General features: G+C 34.4%; 14 protein-coding genes and 1 pseudogene. 3 read left to right on the forward strand and 12 right to left on the reverse strand.

The window, feature by feature from the left end; genetic code table 11:
* Window positions 1–18: 18 nt before the first annotated feature.
* Genes FM121_RS05925 through FM121_RS05935 form a run of 3 tightly spaced genes read right to left on the reverse strand, consistent with a single transcriptional unit; the run spans window position 19 to window position 2,680 of the window.
* Entirely contained in the window at window positions 19–777 is a 759-nt protein-coding gene (locus FM121_RS05925) for an iron ABC transporter ATP-binding protein (RefSeq protein ID WP_086951239.1), read from the reverse strand.
* Window positions 774–1,721, reverse strand: a complete 948-nt coding sequence (locus FM121_RS05930) for an iron chelate uptake ABC transporter family permease subunit (RefSeq protein ID WP_373385072.1) — start codon at window positions 1,719–1,721, stop codon at window positions 774–776. Before FM121_RS05930 ends, FM121_RS05925 begins: the two co-directional genes overlap by 4 nt.
* Before the next feature lie 8 nt (window positions 1,722–1,729).
* Entirely contained in the window at window positions 1,730–2,680 is a 951-nt protein-coding gene (locus FM121_RS05935; protein WP_086951241.1) for an ABC transporter permease, read from the reverse strand.
* A gap of 150 nt (window positions 2,681–2,830) precedes the next feature.
* Here FM121_RS05935 and FM121_RS05940 point away from each other — a divergent pair, with 150 nt between their 5' ends.
* From FM121_RS05940 to FM121_RS05950, 3 genes are read left to right on the forward strand one after another with little or no spacing between them, the layout of a single operon-like run.
* Window positions 2,831–3,289, forward strand: a complete 459-nt coding sequence (locus FM121_RS05940) for a YueI family protein (protein WP_086951242.1) — start codon at window positions 2,831–2,833, stop codon at window positions 3,287–3,289.
* Window positions 3,290–3,346: 57 nt separating this feature from the next.
* Window positions 3,347–4,429, forward strand: a complete 1,083-nt coding sequence (locus FM121_RS05945) for a serine hydrolase domain-containing protein (RefSeq protein WP_086951243.1) — start codon at window positions 3,347–3,349, stop codon at window positions 4,427–4,429.
* Between the two features lie 24 nt (window positions 4,430–4,453).
* The gene (locus tag FM121_RS05950; protein WP_086951244.1) at window positions 4,454–4,831 is read left to right on the forward strand and encodes a hypothetical protein; all 378 of its coding nucleotides are present in this window, start codon (window positions 4,454–4,456) and stop codon (window positions 4,829–4,831) included.
* A gap of 68 nt (window positions 4,832–4,899) precedes the next feature.
* Here FM121_RS05950 and gshAB read toward each other — a convergent pair whose 3' ends face one another.
* The 9 genes and pseudogenes from gshAB to FM121_RS05995 form a co-directional block, all read right to left on the reverse strand.
* The gene (gene gshAB / locus FM121_RS05955; protein WP_086951245.1) at window positions 4,900–7,179 is read right to left on the reverse strand and encodes a bifunctional glutamate--cysteine ligase GshA/glutathione synthetase GshB; all 2,280 of its coding nucleotides are present in this window, start codon (window positions 7,177–7,179) and stop codon (window positions 4,900–4,902) included.
* 280 nt (window positions 7,180–7,459) lie between these two features.
* Window positions 7,460–9,367 carry a PTS fructose transporter subunit IIABC gene (locus tag FM121_RS05960; protein ID WP_086951246.1) on the reverse strand — a complete coding sequence of 636 codons (1,908 nt, stop codon included), beginning with the start codon at window positions 9,365–9,367 and terminating at the stop codon, window positions 7,460–7,462.
* Window positions 9,368–9,389: 22 nt separating this feature from the next.
* Window positions 9,390–10,304, reverse strand: a complete 915-nt coding sequence (gene pfkB, locus FM121_RS05965) for a 1-phosphofructokinase (protein ID WP_086951247.1) — start codon at window positions 10,302–10,304, stop codon at window positions 9,390–9,392.
* Window positions 10,301–11,053 carry a DeoR/GlpR family DNA-binding transcription regulator gene (locus tag FM121_RS05970; RefSeq protein ID WP_086951248.1) on the reverse strand — a complete coding sequence of 251 codons (753 nt, stop codon included), beginning with the start codon at window positions 11,051–11,053 and terminating at the stop codon, window positions 10,301–10,303. Before FM121_RS05970 ends, pfkB begins: the two co-directional genes overlap by 4 nt.
* 276 nt (window positions 11,054–11,329) lie before the next feature.
* Window positions 11,330–12,607, reverse strand: coding sequence for a signal recognition particle-docking protein FtsY (gene ftsY / locus FM121_RS05975; RefSeq protein ID WP_086951249.1), 1,278 nt, complete (start codon window positions 12,605–12,607; stop codon window positions 11,330–11,332).
* A 12-nt stretch (window positions 12,608–12,619) separates the two neighbouring features.
* The gene (locus FM121_RS05980; protein ID WP_086951250.1) at window positions 12,620–13,432 is read right to left on the reverse strand and encodes a Cof-type HAD-IIB family hydrolase; all 813 of its coding nucleotides are present in this window, start codon (window positions 13,430–13,432) and stop codon (window positions 12,620–12,622) included.
* Window positions 13,433–13,447: 15 nt separating this feature from the next.
* On the reverse strand, window positions 13,448–17,023 hold the full coding sequence (gene smc, locus FM121_RS05985; protein WP_086951251.1) for a chromosome segregation protein SMC: 3,576 nt from the start codon (window positions 17,021–17,023) through the stop codon (window positions 13,448–13,450).
* Window positions 17,024–17,041: 18 nt separating this feature from the next.
* Complete coding sequence (gene rnc, locus FM121_RS05990; RefSeq protein ID WP_086951320.1) at window positions 17,042–17,746, reverse strand: ribonuclease III; 705 nt, start codon at window positions 17,744–17,746, stop codon at window positions 17,042–17,044.
* A 120-nt stretch (window positions 17,747–17,866) separates the two neighbouring features.
* Window positions 17,867–19,669, reverse strand: a pseudogene (locus tag FM121_RS05995) (oligopeptide ABC transporter substrate-binding protein).
* Between the last annotated feature and the right edge of the window lie 15 nt (window positions 19,670–19,684).

Raw genomic sequence — 19,684 nt, forward strand, 5'->3', positions numbered from 1 at the left:
CTATCTTTTCTTCCTTTTCTAATTAAAATATAAACAGAAACGTTTTCCTTCTAGTTCACACACTCGAATGCTCATATCATACAGCTCATCTAGAACTTCTTTAGTGATTACTTCGTCTGTTGTTCCTGTTTTAAAAATTTTCCCGTATTTCATTGCCACAATGTCATCTGCATAACTTGCGGCAAAATTAATATCATGCAAAACGATAATAACTGTTTTTTTCTTTTCATCGACTAAACGACGAATCGTTTTCATCAATTGAACCGCATGATTCATATCTAAATTATTGAGTGGTTCATCTAAAAAGATATACTCAGTATCTTGTGCCAGAACCATCGCAATATAAGCTCGCTGTAATTGACCACCTGATAGCGTATTGATGTTTTCATCTGCCAAATCAAGTAAGTTCAGATAACTCAAGCTTTCGGCAATTTTTTCTTGATCAACTTTTGTTAGCTTGCCTTTACTATGTGGAAACCGACCAAATGCTACGAGTTCTCTAACTGTTAAAGTTAATTGAACGCCATTAGCTTGTTTTAGTATCGCTAATTTTTTAGCCAACTCTTGTTGATTCCAAGCTTTGATTTCATTCTTCTCTAAATAAATACCGCCCTGATCTTTGTCTAGTAGTCTACTCATCATTGACAGTAAGGTACTCTTCCCTGCACCGTTGGGACCAATGAAGGCTGTTAATTGACCACTTCTAACTTCGTAATCAATACTACTAACAACTTCTTTGTTGCCGTATTTTTTAGTCACTTGACTGACTTCCATCATACGCTTCCTCCTCTCGTTTTTAATAGTTTCCAAATAAAGTAAAGACCACCACTAAATTCAATGACCACACTCAACGTCGTGTTCATATGAAAAACTTGTTCTACTAAAAACTGACCTGAAACAAGAAATAAAATACTGAGAATCCCACCAGATATAAATAGATAGGTATGTTTGTATGTTCCTATCCACTGATATGTAACATTGGCCACAATAAAACCTAAAAAAATAATCGGCCCAATTAATGCTGTCGCAAGAGCGACTGATAAGCTAATTAAAAACAATAAATATTTTCTAAACCGGTTCACATTAATTCCTAAGTTAGTCGCCTGTGCCATTCCTAAATGAAGGACATCTAGTTTTTTAGCCGCTAACATAAATAGGATGACTAAGATAATGACGATTGGAATAACTAAAATAAGCAAGTAAACTTCTATATTACTGAAACTAGCGAATAATTTTCCTTGTAATTTGTCGTATTCATTCGGGTCCATCATCACTTGTAAGAAAGTACTCATACTTTTGAAAAGTGTTCCTAAAATCATACCAATCATTAATAATAGGAATAAATCTTGTTTCTCTTTTTTGAGTAACGTTGAAAACAAGAGAACACTGATAAAAACCATTAACAAAACATTCAGCATAAACAATCTTGGATCTCGTTGATGAGAGCTTCCCAAAAAGAAAAATAAAAGGGTCTGAATGAGGACATATAGCGAATCGAATCCTAAAATACTAGGTGTTAAGAAGTGATTCTGAGAGATTGTTTGAAAAGTAATCGTTGAAAAACTAGTTAATAACCCAACGATGACAAAAGCCAGTATTTTTTTTCCTCGAAGTTCTAAAGCAAATTCCCAATTACCGTAAGTGTGATAGGTTAAAAATAATAAAACCATTCCTAAAGTTAAAAGAATTAGAAACATTAGTTTAGTTGCTTGATGATTCATAACTTTTCTCATGCCTTCTTTGACCCCCTTAATAAAAGGAAGATAAAGACCACACTACCAACGATACCTACGATTAAACTTACCGGTACTTCATATGGTTGTCTAAGAACTCTTGATAAAATATCACACATGACTAAGAATAAACTACCTGAAACAGCTGTAATGAATAAAGTCTGCTTCATCTGATCCCCGTAGAATTGCGACACAATATTAGGGATGATCACACCAATAAATGGCAACCCACCTATCGTAACCAAGGTCACACTACTAGCAATCGCAATCAAAAGTAACCCTAACATTTGCGTTTTTTCATAGTTCAGACCAACATTAGTTGCGATATCTTCTCCCATTCCGACAATCGTAAAACGGTAAGCAAAGAAGTAGCAGACAATTAAAATCGGAACTGAAATATAAATCAATTCGTAATCACCTTTAGTGACTGTAGCAAAATTTCCTTGAAGCCATGACGTCATATTTTGGATTAACTGAAATTGATACGCAAAAAAAGTCACCACAGATCCAATAACATTTCCAAACATCACGCCAATCAATGGGATCATAATTTGATTTTTAGATGGTATCCACTTAATCAATTTTAGAAATAAAAACGTCCCTCCAAAGGCAAATAAAAAGGCTACAAATGAACGTGTTAAAATGGAACCTGAAGGGAAAAAGAGCATTGCTACTAGCATTCCTAAGCGAGCACTGTCCATCGTACCAGCTGTTGTGGGTGATACAAATTTATTTTGTGTTAAATGTTGCATGATTAATCCACAGACGCTACTCGTTGCCCCAGCAATAATCAAACTTGCTGTACGTGGAATTCTCGTATTCCATAAAACTAATTGTTCCAGTTCGTTAAAGTTAAAAAAGTGGGTAACTGAGATACTTTGTACACCAACAAACAATGACAAACAAGAAAAAAAGATTAGTAAACTAATCGGAAGTGTTTTTTTCATCAAAATAATTCAACTTTCTAATTGATAATGATTTTCATTTCCAGTTAAGCTTAACCAAATTGAAACAAAAATGCAACAATTTTCTAAAATCTTTCCTACACCAACATATGTTATACTTAGTATATAAAACTTAAGGAAAGGAGTTATGTAATGGCAGGTAAAGATGTCCAAGATTATTTAGATAACGCCCTTTATGGAACACCTCAAATTAAACCCGATGAGCAAAAAAAATACCTAGGAACGTTTAGAGAAAGAGTTGTTTTTGTGCTTACCACTGAGGAAGCAAGAAAGTCAATTTTTGATAGTTTTTCTTTACAACAGTTTACGGATTTTCCGAATGGTACGTTGCTCATCGATGCCAACTGTGATATTACTAGTCAAAATCGTTTAATGAATTTAGCCAAACGAAAAAACATTGATTTTAAGTTTGTTGATAGAGATGAAACGACTCTTGTTGATGATGAAATAGCTATCGTCTATGCCTTAGATACTCCAATTAACAGAGAAGATATTTCAGCAAAAAACAACACATCTTATAATAAAAAAACAAATAAAGAACCTAAAACGGAAACAAAAAAAACAGGTTTTTTCAGCAATTTATTCAAATAAACTTCAAATTTTTCTATTAAATTTAATAATATAATAACAAATTAAGCGAGGTAAGATATGACGTTCAATAAATTAAAAGAAAAAAAAGTTTTGGTCCTTGTCGCTTCTGTTTCCTTAGTTTCTCTTATATTATTTGGTGCTATTTCTAAAAAAAACTCCTTTCATGCAGAATCTAAAATCAAGTCAACTAAGCAAGAAATAGTCATGGATGATATTGATACACTTATTGATGAATCTAATATGTTCGGCACTCTTGTTATGATGAAAAATGGTGAATCTGTTTATACACAGAGTTATGGAATGGCTGATGAAAAACAAAAGATAAAAAATAATAAAGATATCATCTATCCCATCGCTTCCTTACAAAAAAGTATGACCGCTGTTATGATTGCACAGTTGATTAGTGAAGATAATCTTTCTTACAACACAACGATTGATGCATTTTACGAAGACTTAGACCATGCAGATGAGATTACTATTCGTGACTTAATTGAACACACTAGTGGGTATGTAATGCCCGAAATAGCAAGTGATTCTGTTCTGGTTACTGAGCAAGAACAGTTAGATAATGCCTTAAAAACAAGTGAATATACAGATGATCGTTCATATCAATATTCTAATGGAAATTATTCTCTTTTAGCGGGAATAATCATGGAATTAGACGATCGACCATACGAAGAAAGTTTACAAACAAGAATTCTTAACCCACTTAATATGAAACAAACCTATCTTTGGAATAATTTACCTAGTGATGCTCAATTACCCAAAGAATACTTTTATCAAGAAAATAAAAATTATCAAACAGATACTCTTGTTTATTCGGAAGAATTGATGAGTACTCTTTTAGGTGCTGGAAATATTTACGCTACTGCAGAAGATGTGGCTCGTTTTGAGACGTCTCTAAACAATGGTGTTTTACTAAAAGATGAAGAATATCTTGAATTATTTGGTATTCAACACAATGATTTGATGTCTAGAATGGGAAATATTTCTTCATTAGATACTGCTGGTGGTTATAGTAGTTATGTTTATGGTGATATCACCAATCAAAATGTCGTCGTTTTCCTTGTTAATCAATCCACATCAAATGATACGACATCATTAATGGATAATCTTTATCAAGAATTATTAAAATTTTGATTAATACTTTAGAGGAGTGATTAGATGAACAAAGATACAATGATTAAAAAAGAGTTAGCCCAAGCTTTACATGCTCACATTATGTTACTAAAAGACATCGATACAATTGATGCTAGATCAGATGAAGGTTTACGTTTTATCTTTAAAAGCTTTGGTTTTATGCTAGAAAGAATCCCAGAGGCTTTGGTTTCTGAGAATGAAGAAGATATTTATTTTGCAGCATTTCAGTATTATAACTTATTAGCTGAATTAAAAAATAATTTAACACTTTCTTATCCACATTTAACATCTGTTGATTTATCACACTTTCCAGATAGCCATGTAGATATCTTAAACAAATGGTGGGAAGAAAAAACTGGACTAAAAGTAGATGAACCAACGAAACAAACAATGACACTGTAGGGTGAAAAAAGATGAGATTGACTATGTATAGCAGTCAATCTCATCTTTTTATTTGTAACAAAGACCTTTTATTTTCCTAATTCTGGGTACAGTAATCGCAATACATCCATTGTCAGTCTCCGATTTTTACCAGAAAATGGGTAAATATGCATGTGCATCGCAGGGTTAAAGTTCCCTTCAATAATACCGTAAGTGTCACTTTCTTTTGTTCCTTCTATCTCTCGATCTGGAATAATCAAATCAATCCCACAAATCACCGCACCTAAACTTTCTGTGGCCGCTTCGGCAATCTTTTTATAACTTTCGTTCATCTCATCTGTGATATCAATCGAATCGCCACCTGTACTTACATTAGAATTCTCACGTAAATAAACGACTTGACCTTCTTCTGGTACACTGGCAGTTGTCAATCCTTGTTCTTTTAACATCAATTGTTCCAAATCACCTAATTGAATTAACTCTAGTGGCGCACGATGATTCGTCCCTCTTAAACTATCTTGATTTTTCTCAGAAACTAACGATTCAATCCTTCGAACACCATCTCCCACTACATTAGCTGGGACACGTAGCATGACGGCTCTTGTTTTTCCATCTAAAACGAAGAATCGATATTCTGTTCCTGGTAAAAACTCTTCCACCAATATGTCTGCATCTTCTTTAAAAGCAATCTCTAGAGCTTTTTGATAATCTTCTAATGAAGCACCCTCTTTAAAAATTGAAATACCTAACCCATAGTTAGTTGATTTAGGTTTGACTACAAAACCTTTATTGGCAAATAACTCATAACTCAATTCAGCTTTTTCAATTGTCGAAAATTCTTTTCCTAAAGGAACTCTAAAACCAGCCTTAGCTAAAACTTTTTTCGTCACTGTTTTATTTTCCATGAGCAATGGTACAACATAAGAATCTTTACTTGTCATGTTACCATTTTTAACATACTCTACTTTTTTGTTGAAGATTAGTTTTAAAAATTGATCGTTTTCATCTAAAACTTCAATTTTTACGCCCTTTTGAATCGCATCAAACATTAAGATTTGTGTAGACAATTCCATTTGACGATAACCAGATAACTGGTATGGTTTTTCCCAAGCTCTTAAGTAATAATCTGCAGCTAATTGGGTGCCTAATTCTTTATTACTCATATCTGATTTTTGCTCTTTTAAAACAATTTTTGCAGCCAATGTTTCCTCTGGATTTTCTAATTTTGATTTAGCTACTTCAACAACTGCTTGTTGTTCTTTTGTTAGACCGATATATTGGGCCATTTCTGTCATCTCTTTTAACAACCATAGACCTTCTTTTAAATAAGTTGTCTGATCTAACGGATGTTCTAATGAAACTTCTTCATTAATTAATGTTCCTTTAGCTAGTATTTCTTCTGAAGATTCATCTTTTTCATCTAACCACAACATGGTCATTACAAATAAATGTAAGAATGTTAAGGTTTCTTCTGAAATACCATATTCAGAAAATGGGTCTAAATCGATATTTCTAAGTTCAATGTAGGAAACACCTTTTTCTAATAACTCTTCTAAATCATCCGTTCCCCTTAAACGCACAGAAGAATAAAACTCTTTAGCTTCAATCAAATCACCATTATCGATTAAATGCTCGATATCAGCTACGTATTTTTCAATTGATTCGTAAGATGCTTTGATTTCTGGACGATTGGTATAACCAAAGTGACTGTTTCTAATACTTCTAACAGGCTCATCCGGACGCTCATCCAAGAAGTAGCCCTCTTCAGCGAAAGGACTTGCTCCAAATAAATAAGTAATCAACCAACGATATCTTAAGTAATGACGAGATGTTTTCAAATAAAGTTCTGTTCTAAATGATTCAAAGGTTTGAGCTGTTTGTGCTTCTTCATATAATTTCTGAATCATCTCTGCTGAAAATTCAAAATTATAATGAATGCCACTCACCATTTGTTTTCTTTTTCCGTAAACCTTAGCCAAATAACGACGATAATTCACGTCCCCTTGATCACTAAGTTTTGCAATCACAATACCACGATTACATTTCGGTAGTACCGGTGGCATACTCAGCGGCCACAGTCTTTCTTTATCATCTAAAGAACGCAACGTGACATCATGAAGAGCACCTAAAAAACGCAAGGTTTCTTCATTTGATTCAAAAACTGGGGTAATTAATTCAATTTGTGTTTCACTAAAATCTGTTTGGATGTAAGGATGGAAATCTCGTGAACCGACTTTTTTTGGATGATCTGTCTTTGCTAACTCACCTAACGGGGTCACACGCTGGCTTTCTTTTTCTAAACCAAGTCGAAACTCTTTAAACAAGGGTTTAATCGTCTCAGATGCTAATCTATTTTTGATTGCTTTCATTTGTCTTCACCTTATGCCTTTTTTTCTTTTACATTTGTAAACTATTATACCACTTCATAAAATCTTTCTCTAAAATTATGTTTCAAAACTAATAAAAAATAAGAGGTCGTGACAAAAGTGTTCATCTTCAAGAAATAAGAAGGAAATCATGAAAATTGATTTTCAAATTTTTGTGATTTTCGGCTTATTTCCGCCGAAGCTACTTCTGTCACACCGTTTATTCGCAAAAAGAGAGCATGACCATAAACATAAGTCACACTCTCTTTTTTATTTTTAAAATTTATACTTTCTTTTTCAATAACCCTAAAACAATCGCACTAACAAATGAACCGATTAAGATAAAGGCTAAGTAAAGGAGTGGTTTATTAACTAGCATGATAACAAAAATCCCACCATGTGGCGCCATTAATTTAATACCAGCACCTCCAACTAAAGCACCTGTTAAAGCTGAACCAACAACAAAACTCGGAATCATTTTTAATGGATCAGACGCTGCAAACGGAATCGCACCTTCTGTAATAAATGAAAATCCCATGACTAAGTTTGTCAAGCCAGCATCTTTATCTTTTTTCGTGAATTTATCTTTGAATAAAATGGTTGCAATCGCAATCGCAAGTGGTGGAACCATCCCACCAGCCATAACTGCTGCCATCATTGGACTACCACCTGTAGCAACCGTTGCTGCAAGGGTTCCAGTACCAAATACATAAGCCGCTTTATTGACTGGACCACCTAAGTCAATCGCCATCATACCGCCTAATAAAGCACCAAGTAAGGCGGCATTCCCACCTGATAAACCATTTAAGAAGTTATTCAAACCATTATTGATTGCTGCCATTGGAACATTCACAACTAGCATGATTACGCCTGTGATTAATACTCCAAAAAGAGGATAGAATAAAATAGTTTTGATACCATCTAATGATTTTGGTAAACCCTTAAGAATTTTTCTTAAGAATTCTACCACGTAACCTGCGATAAAACCTCCTAATAAAGCGCCTAAGAAACCTGCTCCACCTGTATTAGCTAACGCACCTGCTGCAAAACCAACTACTAAACCAGGTCGATCTGCAATACTTGATGCAATGAATCCCGCTAAAACAGGTAACATAAAGCCAAAAGCAGCTCCACCGATAGTATTTAATTGAGCGGCTAATTCATGATAGCTACCTAATTTTGACAATTCTTCTTGAGGAACACCCATAAATTGATCCACCATGAATGATAAGGCAATAATAATTCCCCCACCAATAACAAATGGTAACATATGACTAATTCCGTTCATCAGGTGTTTATAAATTTGAGAACCAACACTACCAGAACCGGAATTCGTTTGCTCTTCCCCTTGAGCATTTCCACTATGATGATAGATTGGTGCTTCTTGTCCAAGGGCTAAATTAATTAACTCTTCTGTTTTTTTGATACCATCACTAACTGGCCGATTGACTAAGTGCTTGCCTTCAAATCTAGCCATCTCGACATTTTTATCTGCAGCAACAATAACTCCTGTTGCTCGCTTGATATCCTCAGTTGTTAAGCGATGTTTAACACCTTCAGAACCATTTGTTTCAACTTTAATCTCTACATTCATCTCTTTGGCTTTATTTTTTAACGCATCTTCTGCCATATAAGTATGGGCAATCCCTGTCGGACAGGCTGTTACAGCAATAACAAAAGGACGATCTGTTTCTGTTGGAATTTCCGCCTCTTCTGCCGCTTGCGCTTTATCGTATTCTTTTTGTGCCATATCAAAAATTGAAATAACTTCTTCTGAATTTATGGCTTTTTTTAATGAGGTAATTAACTCTGGATTTAAAAGTAAACGAGATAATCCAGCTAAAGCTTGTAGATGTGTGTCATTTGCTCCTTCTGGTGCTGCAATCATAAAAAATAGAAACGTTGGTTGACCATCTAGTGCTTCGTAATCAACACCTCTTGAACTTTTAGCAAATAACACAGTTGGCTTAACCACTGCACTATTTTTAGAATGAGGCATCGCTATTCCGTCCCCTAAACCAGTTGACGTTTGCTCCTCACGTTTGATAATACCTGCTTCAAAGACCTCTTGATCACTAATGCGACCTGCTTTGTGTAACTTACTCACCATTTCTTTAATCGCAGACTTTTTATCGGTCGCTTTTAAATCCATGATCATGCAATCCGCTACTAATAAATCCGTTACTTTCATCGTTAATCCCCCTATTTTTTTATCACGTTAATTTATTTATTTTAACTTTTTCGACTAATGCTAAAATATCTTTTCCCGGTGCTAAATCATCATTAAAAGCTGTCGCACTTCCTGATGCCACACCGTATTTGAAGGCTTCTAACGTATCATCTCCTTGAGATACTTGACTAACAAAGCCTGCAACCATTGAATCCCCTGCTCCAACTGAATTTTTTAGATTTCCAATTAACCCAGGTGCTCGATAAACTCCTGTTTCATTGAATAAGGCTGCCCCATCTTTCCCCATTGACAGTAAAACATTTTTTGCTCCCATTCCCACTAGCTTTTGGCCATATGGAATCATTTCTTCAAAATTATTAAAAGATACTTTAAATATGTCTGCTAATTCATGATGATTTGGTTTAATCAGAACTGGTCCAAATTTTAATATATCGAGCATTTTCTCACTGCTAATATCTACGACAAATGGAACCTCTAACTCGCTTACTAATTGAACCAAATCTAGATAGACATCTTCAGATAAACCTTTAGGAATACTTCCAGAAAAAACAATTAAATCAGTTGTTGTACAATCTGACAGTTGAGCTTTTAAGGCTTGTAAATGAATCCTTTCAATTGTTGGTCCTTGACCATTAATCTCTGTTTCAACATCACTTTTCAACTTGATATTAATTCGTGTATCCCCAGGGACTTCAATAAAATCTGTAATTAGTCGTTCTTCACTTAATTTATTCCTAATAAAAGAACCTGTAAATCCACCAACAAAACCTAAGTTAGTTGATTCTATCCCTAAATTTTTTAAAATTCTAGACACATTAATCCCTTTACCACCTGGAAATTTATATTCTTCCGTTGTCTTATTCAGTTGATCGACTTGAAATTCAGGCACTCGAATCACATAATCAATGGCTGGATTTAAGGTCACTGTATAAATCATTTTAAAACCTCCTTGATTGTTGTTTTATTTTGGAGACGTTCTTTTTGATCTTCTTGTAAAGAATCTGTGATAAGTAACGCTTCTTCAATATTACCAATTTTAGAAAAGTTTACTTTATCGATCTTTGTTCCATCTGCTAAAACAAAAACATGTTGCGCTTGATGCATAGCAACTTTTTTAATTGCGGCTTCTTCAGCATCTACTGTTGTATAACCGTATTCATCATGAACACCATTAGCTCCCATAAAAGCCTTATCAAAATAACACATTTTTATTTGTTCAATGGCTTGATGACTGACTGCTGCTTTTGTGGTATTTCTAATCGTTCCACCAATCATCGTTATTTGAAGTCCTAAATCAATCCCTACACTGGCATGTTGAACAGAATTAGTCACAACATGGATTTTTTTATCCTTCAAAAACGGTAACATTTCATAAGTTGTTGTCCCCGCATCTAGGTAGATAAACTCTCCTTCTGTAACAAGTGAGGCAGCATAGGCACCGATTAAATTCTTTTCGTGAAGGTTTTTGGCGGATTTTTCTGTCATATCTAATTCCGCTTCTAGTTTAATCGTTCGTTTAGCACCACCATGAACACGTCTTAAAATACCTTCTGCTTCCATCTCTTGTAAATCACGACGGATTGTTGATTCTGAAACGTCTAATGATGACATTAATTCTCTTGTTTTGATGATATTTTTTTCATTTAACAAAGATAAAATCGCTTGTTGTCTTTCTTCCGTTAACATAATGATCACTCCATACTTTTATAATACTATCAAATACATTCTTTTTCAATCAAAAACATTCATAAATAAAAAAATAACCGTCAATTTCTGACAGTTATCTTTTGGTTTTATAAAACTTATTCCAGTGACTCAGAGCAGAACGCTCATAAAGAAACTCTTAGTAGTCCGGCATTTTTTGAGCTGCTCTTTCGGTAACTTCACTATCAATAGTCAATCACAAACCGATTGATTATTGATACTTCCAGTTACTCAGAGCAGAACGCTCAAAAATGCACTCTAGTCTTCATGCATTTCCATTAGGTCTTTAAATAATCCGTAGACAAATTGATTTGGATCGAAGTCTTCTAAGTCTGTAATTTTTTCGCCTAATCCGACTAATTTAACGGGTAGATGTAATTCGTTGCGAATAGCTAGAACCATCCCACCTTTAGCTGTTCCATCTAATTTAGAAAGAACAATTCCAGTGACATCCGTGGTATCTTTGAATTCTTTAGCTTGAACCATAGCATTTTGACCAGTCGTTGCATCTACCACCAATAAAACTTCATGAGGTGCTGAGGGATATTCTCGCTCGATGACACGTTTCATTTTTTCTAATTCTTTCATCAAATGAACTTTATTTTGTAAACGTCCAGCTGTATCAACTAATAGAATATCATAATCTTCTTTTTTAGTTTTTTCTACAGCATCAAAAACCACAGCAGCGGGATCACTCCCAGCACCATGTTTAACAACATCTACACCCGCACGATCTCCCCAAACAACTAATTGATCAATCGCCCCTGCTCTAAAGGTATCGGCTGCTGCTAGTAAAACTTTCTTACCTTCCAGTTTGTATCGATGAGCCAATTTTCCAATACTCGTTGTTTTACCTACACCATTCACCCCAACAAATAAAATAATTGTTGGACCTTCTTTTTGAATATTTAGATTGTTATTTTCTTCTGTACCTTCAGCTTCATAAATCTCAACTAATTTTTCAATAATGGTATTTTGAACGTCAGCTTGTTTTTTTACATTCTTCAGTTTCACTTCTTCTTGAAGTTCATCTGAGATACGCATCGCTGTTTCAAAACCAACATCTGCACTAATTAAAGATTCTTCTAAGTCTTCGAAAAACTCGTCATCTACCATACGGAAATTAGAGAATAAATTATTCATAAATTGACCGAATGTTTTACGTGATTTTTCTAAACCTTTATCATATTTTTCAACCGTTGTTTCTGCTACCACATGCTCTTCTTTTGGTTGTTCGATTTCCACTTTAACTGGTTCTGGTTCAGCAACTGGTTCTAGAACTTCAACTTTAATTTCTTCTGCAATCTGCTTTGGTTCTTCTACTTCAATTGATTGATTAGATTCTTCTTCAATTTTAATTGACTCAGAAATAGTTGTTTCAGTAATTTCTTCGATTACTGGTTCTGTCGTTTCCTCTAGTTGAGGAGTCTCTAGCGATTCAGCTACAATTTCCTCTTCCACTATCTGCTCTTGTTTTTCAATTTCAGCAGGTTTCTCACCCAAGACAGCTTTTTTTATCTTATCAAAAAATCCCATCATAAACCTCCTTTAATCTCTTAATACAAATTTTTCAACGGCATAAGCAACACCGTCTTCTTCATTTGATTTTGTAATGAACTGAGCTAATTTTTTAACCGTATCATTTCCGTTTTCCATTACAACACCCATTCCAGCATATTCAATCATGGAAATATCATTTTCCTCATCACCAATTGCCATTACTTCTGATTGCTCAATCCCTAATTCTTTAGCAAGTAACGCAATTCCGTTTGATTTACTTACGTCTTTATGAATGATTTCAAGCAAGCACGGACGTGACTTCATGATATTAAATTTTTCTTTCCATTCAGGTGCTAAACCTTTTAATTTCTCATCTAAATACTCTGGCTCAACCCCAACCACCATTTTATTGAAGATGATATCTTCTGTCAGCTCTTCTGGTCTCATTGTTTTATACGTTAAAATCGGATTTAATGTGTGATAAATGGATTCTTTGCTTTCTGATGTCGTTAGATTAATACATGTATCTACTGATATAATATCTAACGGTAAGTCTAATTCAGTCATCACCTCTGCCATTTGTGTAACTTCAGCAAGGCTTAATGAATAAGAAAGTAACTCTTCTCCCGTATCATTTTTTTGAATGGCACCACCATTAAATGTAATACTGTAATCACCAGCATCTCTTAATTCTAAACGATTTAAATATGTTTCAATCGCAATCAAGGGACGTCCAGTACATAAGACGATTTTTGTTCCTTGTTGTTTCGCTTTTGTTAGTACTTCTTTATTACGATCTGTAATCTTTTTTTCATCTGTTAACAATGTACCATCTAAATCAATGGCGACTAATTTAATCATCTATATCCTCCTATTTTAAAGGTTATCTAATAATTCTTGATTCTCTAATTCTTCTAAATGAACCGAAACGATTTTAGAAACACCTGACTCTTGCATTGTTACGCCATATAGCACACTAGCAGCTTCCATCGTTCCTTTCCGGTGAGTAATGACGATAAACTGGGTTGTTTCACCAAAATGACGCAAATAATTGCCATATCTTGCCACATTTGCATCATCTAAAGCTGCCTCTACCTCATCTAAAATACAGAAAGGGACTGGACGAGCTTGGATAATCGCAAATAATAATGCAATTGCCGTTAATGCACGTTCTCCTCCTGATAATAAACTTAAGTTTTGTAATTTTTTTCCAGGTGGTTGTGCGATAATATCAATCCCTGTGTGAAGTAAATCAGTTGGATCCGTTAATACTAAATCTGCATGCCCTCCGCCAAACATGTTAGGAAATACTACTCTAAACTCTTCCCTAATATCACAGAATACATCATGGAATTTTTTAATAACAAGTTCGTCCATTTCATTCATTGTCTCAAACAATTCATTTTTTGCAAGCACTAAATCTTCTTGCTGACTAACGAGGAATTGATATCGCTCATTAACCTCTTCATATTGCTCAATCGAGGCGACATTGACCACACCTAATTGTTGAATGTTCGCCTTCAAAATCAGAATCTTTTCTTTGCCTTCTTCAAAATCAACACTATTTGGATAAAGTGCCTTACCACCTTCATAAGTCATACCATATTCTTCTTGAAGATATGTTAGGCAGGCATCTAAAGCAATACCTGAACTATTTTTTGCTACTTCTAAGCTAGTTTTTTCATCCATCACTTTTTGTATGTTTTGATTTTTAAGGACAACTTCTTGCTCTAGTGATTCAATTTCTTTGTATAATTCTTCTCGTTGCCCTTTTAACTCTTCTAGTGAACGAGTAATCAATTCTCGATTTTCTTTCAAATTACCCATCTCTAGATAAATTTTTTGACTCGTTTGACCTTGAGTAATATGTTCATGAGACTGATTATCTAGCTGAGATACAATCCCTGCTTTTTGATTAGTTAAGTCTGATTGCTCTGCTTGTTTCTCAGATTCTCTAGTAACTAATTGATTAATCTTTTCTGTTAAAACGGCTAATTCTGATTGCTGTTTATTTAATTCTTGTTGTGTGACTTCTTTTTTCAGTGTGTTCTCTTCTTCTAATTGGCTTGTTTGCGCCATTAACTGATCTAATTCTGTTTGTTTTTCATCTAACTTTTCTTTGGCTTCAACTAATTGCTCTTTTTCTTCTTGATAATCTTCTAAGAAACGTTGTAATTCCCGTTTTTCATACTCAAACGCTCGACGTTCTTTTTCTTGTTGAATACTTCTATTTTCAAGTTGATTCACTTCATTAGTCAGATTTTGTTCAGAAAGACGCGCTTCTTCCCCTGATTTTCTAAGCGATTCTAAATCAAACTCAGCTTTTTGACTGGCATTTTTAAATTCTTTGACTTCTGCTTCTTTTGTTTCATACAGCTTCGTCATTTGAGCTATTTGTTTTTCTAACTCTTTTAATTCGTGCCCTTGTGAGAACAGTTGGTTGTTCTGTCCATTTTTACTAGCACCACCGGTCATCGAACCACCAGGATTCATAACATCTCCCTCTAAAGAAACGACTCTAAATTGGAAATTGATTTGCTTGGCTAGCTCGTTAGCTGACTTTAAATCCTTAGCAATGATTGTTAGGCCTAAAATATTTTGAATGACACTTTTTATCGAGTCATCATAAGTAATTAAATCACTAGCAATTCCCACATAACCCAAATGTTGCGCCACTCTGCTTTTAATGGTTTCGTTTAACTGCCGAGCCTTAATCGTTGTTAAAGGTAAGAAGGTTGCTCGTCCTACTCGTTTTTGTTTTAAATAAGCAATCGCTTGCCTTGCACTTTGCTCATTTTCCGTAATAACGTGTTGCGCTGAAGCTCCTAGTGCTGTTTCAATCGCTAGACTAATGTCTTTAGGTACTTCAATTAACTCAGCAACTGCACCCACAATGCCACCTAATTGTTCCCGGTCTTTTAAAACTGAACGAACACCTTGATAAAATCCAGAGTAGTTAGCTTGTAAATCTTTCAGACTTTTTTCTTTAGCTTGTCCTTGTTGCAAGATTTTTAAAGCTTCATACATTTGTCGTTCATTAGCTGTTACTTGTTGACGAAGTGATACAACTTCTTGTTGTTTGTTTTGGAAACTTTCTAATAATTGAGTGACTTGCTCTGTTTTATTACTTAATTGTTTGGCTTGTTTTTCTTTTAAGCTTTTGGTTTCTTTTTCTTCTAAAAGTAATCGATCAAAAGTAGCGACATCCTTTTCACTGCGAACCATTTCTTGTTGATATTGCTTTTCTAAATGTTTTAAATCATTGTTTATATTTGTTTGTTGTTGCATAACATCAACGTAATCACTTCTTAAATCTTCTAATTGTTCCTTAGCAGATTTACTAAAACGCATCATTTGCTCACTTAGCGTTTTTACTGATGCTAATAATACCTGTTCATTTTGAGTTAATTTTTCTTTTTCAAGGAGCAATAAATCAACTTCTTCTTTTAAAAGACGTTCTTTTGTTTCAATCATAATTAAATTTTCTTGGTAAGAAGATTTATTCTGCGTTGAAAAACGTTGGCGTTCTTCTAATACTTTTTTCTGGCCTTCTAATTGCTCGTAGCCAGTTGTCACTTCTAATAAATGGCTTTGCTTTTGATCCACTGTAGTTTCTAACTGTTCACGCTTTTCTTTTAACCTTGCTAATTCAATTTCAGCTTGTTTTAGGCTATAGCGTTTTTCATCAATATCCTTGATTAAGATAGTCAAAGAAGCTTCCTTTTCATCCCAATTCAATTTGTTTTTTTCAATTTCTTGAACAGAGATATTCACATCCACTTCTGTTAATTGTTCTTTAAAATGAATGTATTTTTTCGCTGTATCACTTTGTTCTCTTAAAGGATTTAATTGGACTTCTAACTCATAAATAATATCTTCCACACGACTAAGATTATCATCTGTTTCACTTAATCTTCGTTCTGCTTCTTTTTTACGGGTTTTATATTTTAAAACGCCTGCTGCTTCTTCAAAAATGCCACGACGATCTTCTGGTTTACTATTAAAAATAGCTTCAACTTTCCCTTGAGAGATAATCGAGAAAGATTCTTTTCCCAGACCTGAATCCATAAATAAATTAACGATATCTTTCATGCGACAACTTTGTTTATTAATAAAGAAATCACTGTCACCACTACGAGTTAAACGTCTAGTCACACTAACTTCACTAAAATCAATTGGTAAAAAGCGCTCTTCGTTATCTAGAACAAGTGTTACTTCTGCTCTATTTAAAGCCGCACGAGAAGAAGAGCCAGCAAAAATAACGTCTGGCATCGTTCCCCCACGCAAATTTTTTGCTGACTGCTCCCCAAGTACCCATCTTATTGCTTCGGTTATATTACTTTTACCACTACCATTTGGTCCCACAACTGCCGTTAAGCCTTGGTTAAATTCAATAATCGTTCGGTCGGCAAATGACTTAAACCCAGCTATTTCAATTCGTTTTAAATACACTAAAGTTTAGTCTCCTTCCTATAGTTGCTTTTTGCTCGCAATATCTGCTAGTGCTACTTCTGCTGCTTTTTGCTCTGCTGCTTTTTTACTTTTACCAGATCCAACACCTAAAAGTTTTCCACCTGCATTTATTTCTACATGGAAAATACGGCTATGAGCTGGACCTTCTTCTTTCACTAATTGATACTCGATTAGGATGTCTCCATTTTTTTGCAACACTTCTTGTAGTGCTGTCTTATGATCCATCTCATGTGAAAAAGCACCCGCTTCGATTCTTGGAATGATCACTTGACCAATAAAGTCTTCTGCTGCTGCTTGACCTTGATCGATAAATAATGCACCTAAAAAGGATTCAAATAAATCACATAAAAGTGATGAGCGAGTTCGCCCGTTTGAATTTTCTTCCCCTTTACCAAGACGAATAAATTTATCAAACTGACAATCCTTAGCAAACATAGCTAAGCTGTCTTCACGAACAATCGTTGCACGTAATTTAGTCAATTTCCCTTCAGGTAGATCTTGATAATGGTGATATAAGTAATCCGAAATAATTAATTCTAACACGGCATCACCTAAAAATTCTAAACGTTCATTATCCGTCATTTCCAAATGTCGATGCTCATTCACATAGGATGAATGGGTAAAAGCTTGTTCCAAAAGACTGATGTCCTTAAATGTAATCTCATACTTGTCTTTAATTAAATATATTAATTCTTGAATCATTTTTGCTTTTCTTCCTCTCAATCCAAATGTCATATAAACATTATACGTTTTTTTCATTACTTTTAAAACAAAAACTATCAATACAAGAAATTTTTCTTGTATTGATAGTTAAAATAAATGTTATTTTCTTGATTCAGCAGTTACTTCGACACTTGCCCAAGCAGTGTTATCTTTTTTAATATCCCAATCAAAACCTTTAACACGTGTACTCATTGGCATTACTTCATTTCTGAATAATGTAGGAATTGCAAAGGCTTCTTCACTAGCATATTTTTGCCAATCTTTAAAGACTTTTACACGATAATCATTATCAAAGGCTTTATCTGAATCCATTTCATCCAATAATTTACTGTTTTCTTCACTAGCAAAACGAGTATAGTTAAAGGCTGCTTTTTCACCGTAAAGTGACGTTTGCGATGGGTTAAAACTTGTAGCCCATGCACCTTGATACACATCTACTTCTGGATCATCATTTTTCAACTTATCATAGAAAGCATTAAAGTCAATCAAACGACCAGTTGTTAATTTAACATCTAAACCAATTTCTTTCCATTGGTTCATATAATATTCTGCTAATGGTTGTGCAGTTTCTCCACCAGCCATTGATGCAAATTTAATTTCTAATTTTTCACCTTTAGGATCGCGACGGAATTCTTCACCATCTTTTTTCTTGTAACCAGCTTCGTCTAATAATTTGTTAGCTTTATCAATGTCTTGTGTGTATCCTTTAAGATCACCATCGTGCATTTCACCTAAAACTGGTGGAATTAGTGAATTGGCAGATGAACGTAAACCATAGTAGAATTTATCTGCTACTGCTTGATTATCTACCGCATAAGCCATTGCTTGGCGTAATGATTTATTAGCCATTTTAGACTCTGGATTATAAACTACTTGTCCTTTATCATTATCCCATTTACCTAATTTAAAGCCAATGTATGTATAACTAAACTGTTCACGACCTAAGATTTCATATCCTTCAACATCTTTATATGATGGATAGTTATCTGTTGGAATCGACATAACAAAATCATATTTTTTTGCTTTTAAGGCTTCAACAATTGAGTTTGATGGAGCTTGACGAATAATAATTTTATCTAATTTTGGTTTTTCTCCATAATAAAATTCATTTGGTTCAAACTCAACAAACTCACCACGCTTGATATTAGTCATTTTGTATGCACCTAATGTTACAGGTTTTTTACGAATTGGTTCGCTTTATTCCATTCCTTTAACAGGCATGTCTTTAAAAATGTGTGCTGGCATTGCATTTTGCCATGGACCACCGTCACCGTCAGCTGTTAATAATCCAGGTTCTACATTTTCATAAGTAATTTCGACTGTTTTATCATCAACTTTTTTAATTCCTGAAACTGAATCAGCTTTACCTGCTTTATAGTCCTTCATACCAACGATACGTTGCATATTTTCTCCATAACGGATACCGCCAGTTCCTTCATAATCAGGATGTCCAATAATTAAGTATGGTTGGATAATATCTTCAGCTACTAAAGGTTTTCCATCTGACCATTTAGCATCTTTGATAATTTTAATAGTTCCTTTTTTTGCATCTTTATCTAACTCAAAACTTGCCATTCCTGAATCATCCATTTGGAATCTTTCATCATAACCAAATATCGGTTCATGAGATGGTTTCATGAATTGAGCATCATAATTATCTGAGTTAAATGCTGCATCAAATAATCCTTGAAATTGTGTATCCATTACTACTGCGCCTTCAAGAGTACCACCCTTTATTGCTTTAGCATCATTGCTTGTTTTCATTGGGAATTTTGCAATATCTTCTGTTTTGTCCCCACTCTTACCTTTTTTCCCGTCTTTACTTCCGCCGCCACAAGCAGCTAGACCTACTGTTACCACAGCACCAAGTGCTACAGCACTAATTAGTTTTTTGTACTTCATCCTTCATTCCCCCTT

Origin of the sequence: Vagococcus fluvialis bH819 (genome assembly GCF_900163795.1) — a bacterium.
GTDB classification, from domain to species: Bacteria; Bacillota; Bacilli; order Lactobacillales; family Vagococcaceae; genus Vagococcus; species Vagococcus fluvialis_A.